A 6283-nucleotide genomic window follows, 5' to 3' on the forward strand; every position below is an offset into this window, starting at 1 on the left:
CTGCAATTGAACTTTAGTACTAAATTGAAACTTTGTGCTCCGAAACCCGCCCGAACGCATAGCCCGAAACCGTTAGCTGTAAGCCTACCAAAATCGTCAAAACAATTATGACAGCAATTGCATCATTTTATTCAATTAGTGAATCTGGGAATAAAACCTTATCAATGATTAGTGATAGCAGAATAAGTTGGATTTTCCCCAATGGAACGCGAGAAACATATGATTTTTCACAAAAAATATTTCAATTACAAAATTCTTTAGATGTGTTGGGATATTGTGGAGATAGTTTCTTTTGTCTTATGAATCTTTCTCAAATAATATCTTATTTAAATAATTCCACTGTATTTACAAACAGTAACTCTTTTTTGGCTAAGAAAAATATGATATTTAAAATTTTGGAAGATTCTTTAAATCTTTATCCTTCGAGTGTAGAACAGGATTTTACAATTTATTGGAATTCACTAATTGGAAATGAATTCTATTCTCACGGATTCAGATATTTAAAAAAAAATGGAATTCTTAAGGATAAAAAAATCAAGTTCCCGACTACTATGAAATGGGTTTTTTATGATGGATCTGGAGGTAAATACTATTTTAAAGCACTTAAGAACTTGAACTTTGAAGACTATAATTTTTCCAGAACTTACTTTAAAGCACTAGTCGATATAATTGAAAGTAAAATCGATTGGCAAACTGGAGGTCCACCTCAGATGATTTCTATAAGAAAAGAATTTAACGATATCCAAAGTACGTCTGTTATTTACAACGGTCGATTTTATTTGCATGGGATAGAAGATCAATTAATTTCTGATCCAGTAAAAGTTGAATATAGAGACCTGGACTTCAATTTTTATACGGCAGATTATAAAAAGCGAAACAATTATACCAAATCTTTCAAAAGAAAAATGAATTTGGAAAACTGGCGAAATTCTATCACTAAGACCAGCAGCTAACCGCCGTTAGGCTTAATTACGGGATTTTCCTGACTGGAAATCAGCAGTTAACGAAGAAGATCTTATCTTGCCAGAGAGAACTCAGTCCGCTTTGCCGCAACTGCGCCTAGTATCAAAATGTTAGTCGATAGCTTACAAATAACACAGTAATAATTGAATATTCAATAAAAGCATGAAATCAAAAAAAATATACTTTCGAATATTTGTGATTTCTTTGCCTTTTATCATGGGGCATGCCGGCTTTTGCCGCATTTCTGTGGAGGGCTATGTCAAAATCCTCCCCGCTGCAAAGCTCCTCGAAATTCGGTCCCGGAAAATGCAGGGGATTGGCATATAAAAAAGCCCTGAACTGATCCATTTCAGCTTTCGTAAAACCGCCGGCAAACTTCCCCTGCGGTTTAAAGTTGTACCATGTAATATTAACTAGCATTTTCTCCCATTCGGGAATGCAGTCAAAATGAGCAAACTGGCTATTAATGCGGTACATCATATTTTTCTTAGAATTTGCTGAAACGCAGAAAAACAGTAAAAAGCTTTCAATCGATTTTTAGGCTAACATACGCAGATTAAAAGCATAAATTTAATTTTATGCTAAATTTAGAATCATTCTGCTTCCCCTGAACCCCGTTTTGGAAATTATTCCCCTTTGGTTTTGGCTTCCATAACCATAATGCTCCAAATGGAGCGGATCTATATTTGCGGTCAATTACATTGCAGTCCAGCGGCTGGTTATTGCTAATTAGGCATGACTATGCAAATTATCGGAAATTTAGAACCATTCTAATAGCTTTATTCCAATATTCAAAGATGATTTAAGTTAATTTTATTATGAATTTGAAGCAACGCAAAATGAGTATTCTTGATAAAGGCCAAATGCAAAGAGTCCTTATGGATATAGATAAAAAAATCAGCAGCTTAAACAATCAAAAAATAACTGCTTTATTTGATGCCATAAGATTAAGCAATAGAGAAGATATTCCCAAAGATTTTCTGGACTGGGAAAGCATCCTCATTGTTGTGCCTAACCGGAATATCCTAAATGAACTCAAAAAGTTTAAGGATTCGATCTCCCGGATCTCCTTTATGGTAAACCCCCATGCGCACCAGATTCATATCTATGACTTCAACGAGTGGAAAAACAGCACCAGAAATAAATCACAATTCCAGATCAGGGAACTGATGAAAACCAATTTCGGGGGCACTCGGAAAACCTCTGAAGACCGTGACTGGGTAAAACTTCTCAATAAAAACCATGGAATCTGAAATTCACTACATCAACAGAAGCGGCTGGCTCAGGGCTGCAGTCCTTGGAGCCAATGATGGGATACTTTCAACGACAAGCCTTACGATCGGTGTTGCCGCTGCCAGTACAACCAGAGAACCTATTTTGCTTGCAGCAGTCGCTGGATTAGTCGCTGGGGCTCTGTCTATGGCGGCAGGCGAATATGTATCGGTGAGTTCGCAGTCGGATGTCGAATCAGCCGATCTGCAAAGGGAAAAAGCGGCACTCGAAAATATGCCCCGCGAGGAACTGGAAGAATTGGCGCAGATTTATATCCAACGGGGGCTCAATGAAAATTTGGCACGCCAGGTGGCCTCTGAACTGATGGCTCATAACGCCCTTGAAGCCCACGCCAGGGATGAACTGGGGATCAGCGAAATCACACAGGCCAATCCGCTCACTGCAGCATTTGCATCGGCAGTATCTTTTATCATTGGAGGTTTTCTTCCGCTGCTGGTGGCAATTTTTGCTCCCATTAAAGACATGATTTTTTACCAGTATGCCTTTTCAATTATCTTCCTTGCTTTTTCAGGAATATTGGCAGCTAAGGCGGGAGGATCAAATATCCGTAAAGCAGTTCTTCGAATCTGCATCTGGGGCACCTTCGCTATGGCGGCCTCAGCCCTGGTCGGATATATTTTTGGAGTCCATACTGCTTAAAATAGGAAAATAAGGCTTGTAACGGCTTTAAAAAATTAATTCAATCTTAAGCAAATCAAAAAAATAAGATTAAAGGTTATTCGTTATTTCGTACAATACTTAAAAAGAAAAAAATGAAGCTGATTACCATATTCCTTGCAATGACAGCTGCACTTTCTATAAACTGGGAGCCCGACTTTAATAATGCAAAAAAAACTGCGGAAAAAGACCATAAACTAATCTTATTGAACTTCTCAGGTTCAGACTGGTGCGGACCATGCATTATGCTTCGCAGGGACTACCTTGAAAGCCAGGGATTCACCGATATGGCAAACGAAAACTTAGTGCTTGTCAATGCCGATTTTCCAAGAAAAAAGAAAAATATAGGAACAGCTGATCAGGTAAAACGCAACGAGGATTTAGCTGAAATATACAACAAGGAAGGAAGTTTCCCTCTGACGCTTCTTCTAGATGCCCAAGGCAGAGTAATCAAAACCTGGCACGGAAAACCCAATGCATCGCCCGAGCAGTGGACAGCCGAAATAAAAGCGATCTGTGAAAGCCGAAAATAACATGCCAGAGAATCAAAAATATTCCAGATCCCTGAAACTCATGGGCAACAGCTTTACCATTACTGTTGTGGCCGAAAATGAGGAAAAAGGAAATGAGGATATCAATCTGGCCATTGAAGAAATCAGCCGGATTGAAAGGCTTTTGACTACTTATAAAGAAGACAGCCAGACTAACATCATTAATGAAAATGCAGGAATCAGGCCTGTTAAAGTTGATCTGGAAGTTTTCAGTCTTATTGAAAGATCCATCGGGATTTCAAGAATCACACAAGGCGCCTTTGATATCACTTATGGAAGCATTGATAAAAGCCTTTGGAATTTTGACAAGTCCATGACCAAATTGCCGGACGCACAGGCTGCAAAAAAGATGGTGCACCTGATCGATTACCGAAATATAATCCTTGACAGGGCAAACATGACTGTATTTTTGAAAGAAAAGGGAATGCGGATCGGTTTTGGCGGCATCGGAAAGGGCTATGCAGCTGAAATGGCAAAACAAGTGCTACTTGAGCGCGGTGTCCAAAGCGGCATCATCAACGCCAGCGGCGACCTTTCTGCCTGGGGACTGCAGCCGGACGGCAGGAAATGGACCATCGGAGTGGCTGATCCAGACTCACCCAACGCGGCATTTTCGTACATGGAAATTTCTAATAAAGCTGTTGCGACCTCCGGAAATTATGAAAAATTCGTAACCATTAACGGTAAAAAGTATTCGCATACAATTGACCCAAATACAGGCCTTCCAATAACAGGAATCAAAAGCGTTACCATTATAGCTTCGAATGCGGAATTTGCAGATGCAATGGCCACCCCGATTGCGGTTATGGGAATCAGGGCCGGATTGTTCCTAATAGATCAGATTCCTGATTTATACTGCATTATAATTGATGAGGGCAATAAAATTTACACATCCAAAAACATTAATCTGAAATGAAAAAGCCAACGCAAAAAAATCTCATATTTCTATGCAGTACTGCTCTTGCCGGCCTGCTTTCTACCTCTTGCACCAGTGTCAAGGAATACCAGAAAGGAAAACTCAACGATTCTGAAATGGTGCTTTCCAACAGAAAAATAGAAAAAACGGAACTCAGTTTCCAATCCTACCGAGAAGGAGCTTCCGGGGCAAATGCAGGAAAAAGCGGCGGAGGCTGCGGGTGCAATTAATTATACGCCTTAAAAAATGAAAAGAGTATTTCTTACAGGAGCAGCCCTTTTGGCACTCTTCCAATCAAGAGCGCAGGATATCCCGGTGGATTCTACAGGCTATAAAAGCAGAAAGCTGAAAGTCGAGGAAGTAAATCTGGTATCGAGCTATTACAGCCAGAATGGGAATCATTCTGCAGTAACCGGCGGGATCGGAACCCAGAAGCTTACCGATATTGCCAACACCATTGATGTCAAACTGGTCAAATACGGAGAGACAGGCATCAAGCATACTTTTGATATCGAGGCGGGAATCGACCACTATACCTCTGCGTCTTCTGATATGATCGACCTGAGCGCCAACTCTTCAGCCTCTTCATCAGACAACAGGTTTTATCCATCGCTGACTTATCTTAGAGAGAACGAGCAGAAAGGACGCACTATTGGTATCGGGGTTTCTTCCTCAACCGAATTTGATTACCAGTCTTTTGGAGGCAACATCAGTTTTTCTCAGAAGAGCAAAGACAGAAACGGAGAGTTTACGGCCCGCCTGCAGACTTTTATTGACCAGCTTAAACTTATCCAGCCCATAGAGCTCCGCGACCCAAACAGCGAAGGCTATGGCAGCGCCAACAGGAATACCTTTGCCGGAACCCTAAGCTATTCTCAAGTCATCAACCAGAGGCTTCAGGTGATGCTTGTGGGAGACGTGATCAGCCAGAACGGCTATTTGAGCCTTCCATTCCACAGGGTTTATTTTGCAGACGGCTCGGTGCATCAGGAAAAAATGCCTGATACGCGTTTGAAGATTCCTATTGGATTAAGGGCAAACTATTTTATGGGAGACAATATCATCATCAGAGCCTATTACCGCTATTATACTGATGACTGGAACCTGAAAGCGCACACGGCAGACCTTGAAATTCCAGTAAAATTGACCCAGGCTTTTTCGCTCAGCCCATTCTACAGGTATTACTCTCAAAGTGCGGCCAAGTATTTCAAGCCATACGGTGGTCATACAGCCGCTGATGAATTCTACACCAGCAATTATGATCTGTCCAAATTCAACAGCAGTTTTCTGGGAATGGGGTTGAAATTTACCCCTCCTGCAGGCATATTCGGACTCAAGCACTGGAATACTCTGGAGATCCGCTACGGCCACTACACCAGGTCCAATGACCTGACCTCTGATATCGTAAGCATCAATATCAAATACAGATAGCCAACGGTATCATAACGCACCATGCCTAAAGGCCCTTTAAGGTTTCTCCAGGCAGAAAGCTTTTTTGAAGATGCTAAAAACAGGCAAAACTGCCTGTTATGGCAAATCATTTTACTGATTTTACATGGAATCCCAACTAGGCAGTTTGAAATTTGTATCATTGAACTGGTTCACTATAAATTTTGAAAGCCTGAGAAATTGATACTTCTCAGGCTTTATATTTTTTCTGGCGGGAACATAACTCGATCCATTTCTTGCAAATCTCACTAAACAATCTGTGACCGAATAACTATCAAATTATATCTGTCCGTAAAATCATCAGCCCTTTTTTCCCAACTCCCCTTCGCCGGCCAAAACCAAACAAAAAAATCTAATAAAAAATAAAATCAATCTGCAAGAAAACAAAAACTAACTAACTAACTAACTAACTAACTAACTAACTAACTAACTAACTAACTAACTAACTAACTAA

Annotated in this window: 8 protein-coding genes; 7 read left to right on the forward strand and 1 reads right to left on the reverse strand. The window is 40.5% G+C overall.

Annotated features, from left to right (window positions below):
- Window positions 1-107 precede the first annotated feature (107 nt).
- Window positions 108-953 carry a hypothetical protein gene (locus tag DM397_RS03990; RefSeq protein WP_111376298.1) on the forward strand — a complete coding sequence of 282 codons (846 nt, stop codon included), beginning with the start codon at window positions 108-110 and terminating at the stop codon, window positions 951-953.
- A gap of 178 nt (window positions 954-1131) precedes the next feature.
- Here the strand turns inward: DM397_RS03990 and DM397_RS03995 are convergent, their stop codons facing one another.
- Entirely contained in the window at window positions 1132-1443 is a 312-nt protein-coding gene (locus DM397_RS03995; RefSeq protein WP_111376299.1) for a hypothetical protein, read from the reverse strand.
- Between the two features lie 338 nt (window positions 1444-1781).
- Between DM397_RS03995 and DM397_RS04000 the strand changes: the two genes are divergently transcribed.
- From DM397_RS04000 to DM397_RS04025, 6 genes are all read left to right on the forward strand, one after another.
- Window positions 1782-2216, forward strand: a complete 435-nt coding sequence (locus DM397_RS04000; RefSeq protein WP_239457792.1) for a hypothetical protein — start codon at window positions 1782-1784, stop codon at window positions 2214-2216.
- The gene (locus DM397_RS04005) at window positions 2206-2895 is read left to right on the forward strand and encodes a VIT1/CCC1 transporter family protein (protein WP_111376301.1); all 690 of its coding nucleotides are present in this window, start codon (window positions 2206-2208) and stop codon (window positions 2893-2895) included. Before DM397_RS04000 ends, DM397_RS04005 begins: the two co-directional genes overlap by 11 nt.
- Before the next feature lie 113 nt (window positions 2896-3008).
- On the forward strand, window positions 3009-3446 hold the full coding sequence (locus tag DM397_RS04010; RefSeq protein WP_111376302.1) for a thioredoxin family protein: 438 nt from the start codon (window positions 3009-3011) through the stop codon (window positions 3444-3446).
- Window positions 3430-4380: an FAD:protein FMN transferase gene (locus DM397_RS04015; RefSeq protein ID WP_239457793.1), complete on the forward strand. Its 951-nt coding sequence runs from the start codon at window positions 3430-3432 to the stop codon at window positions 4378-4380. The genes DM397_RS04010 and DM397_RS04015 overlap by 17 nt, the downstream gene beginning before the upstream one ends.
- Window positions 4377-4610, forward strand: coding sequence for a DUF4266 domain-containing protein (locus DM397_RS04020; RefSeq protein WP_111376304.1), 234 nt, complete (start codon window positions 4377-4379; stop codon window positions 4608-4610). The genes DM397_RS04015 and DM397_RS04020 overlap by 4 nt, the downstream gene beginning before the upstream one ends.
- Window positions 4611-4626: 16 nt before the next feature.
- Window positions 4627-5811, forward strand: coding sequence for a DUF3570 domain-containing protein (locus DM397_RS04025; protein ID WP_111376305.1), 1185 nt, complete (start codon window positions 4627-4629; stop codon window positions 5809-5811).
- Window positions 5812-6283: the final 472 nt, after the last annotated feature.

Origin of the sequence: Flavobacterium nitrogenifigens (assembly GCF_003254565.1) — a bacterium.
In the GTDB taxonomy this organism is placed as follows: domain Bacteria; phylum Bacteroidota; class Bacteroidia; order Flavobacteriales; family Flavobacteriaceae; genus Flavobacterium; species Flavobacterium nitrogenifigens.

Coding starts and splice junctions, on each gene's coding strand:
- DM397_RS04005 (WP_111376301.1), top strand. CDS start 2,206: ATGGAATCTGAAATTCACTACATCAACAGAAGCGGCTGGCTCAGGGCT.
- DM397_RS04000 (WP_239457792.1), top strand. CDS start 1,782: ATGAATTTGAAGCAACGCAAAATGAGTATTCTTGATAAAGGCCAAATG.
- DM397_RS04020 (WP_111376304.1), top strand. CDS start 4,377: ATGAAAAAGCCAACGCAAAAAAATCTCATATTTCTATGCAGTACTGCT.
- DM397_RS04010 (WP_111376302.1), top strand. CDS start 3,009: ATGAAGCTGATTACCATATTCCTTGCAATGACAGCTGCACTTTCTATA.
- DM397_RS03995 (WP_111376299.1), bottom strand. CDS start 1,443: ATGATGTACCGCATTAATAGCCAGTTTGCTCATTTTGACTGCATTCCC.
- DM397_RS04025 (WP_111376305.1), top strand. CDS start 4,627: ATGAAAAGAGTATTTCTTACAGGAGCAGCCCTTTTGGCACTCTTCCAA.
- DM397_RS03990 (WP_111376298.1), top strand. CDS start 108: ATGACAGCAATTGCATCATTTTATTCAATTAGTGAATCTGGGAATAAA.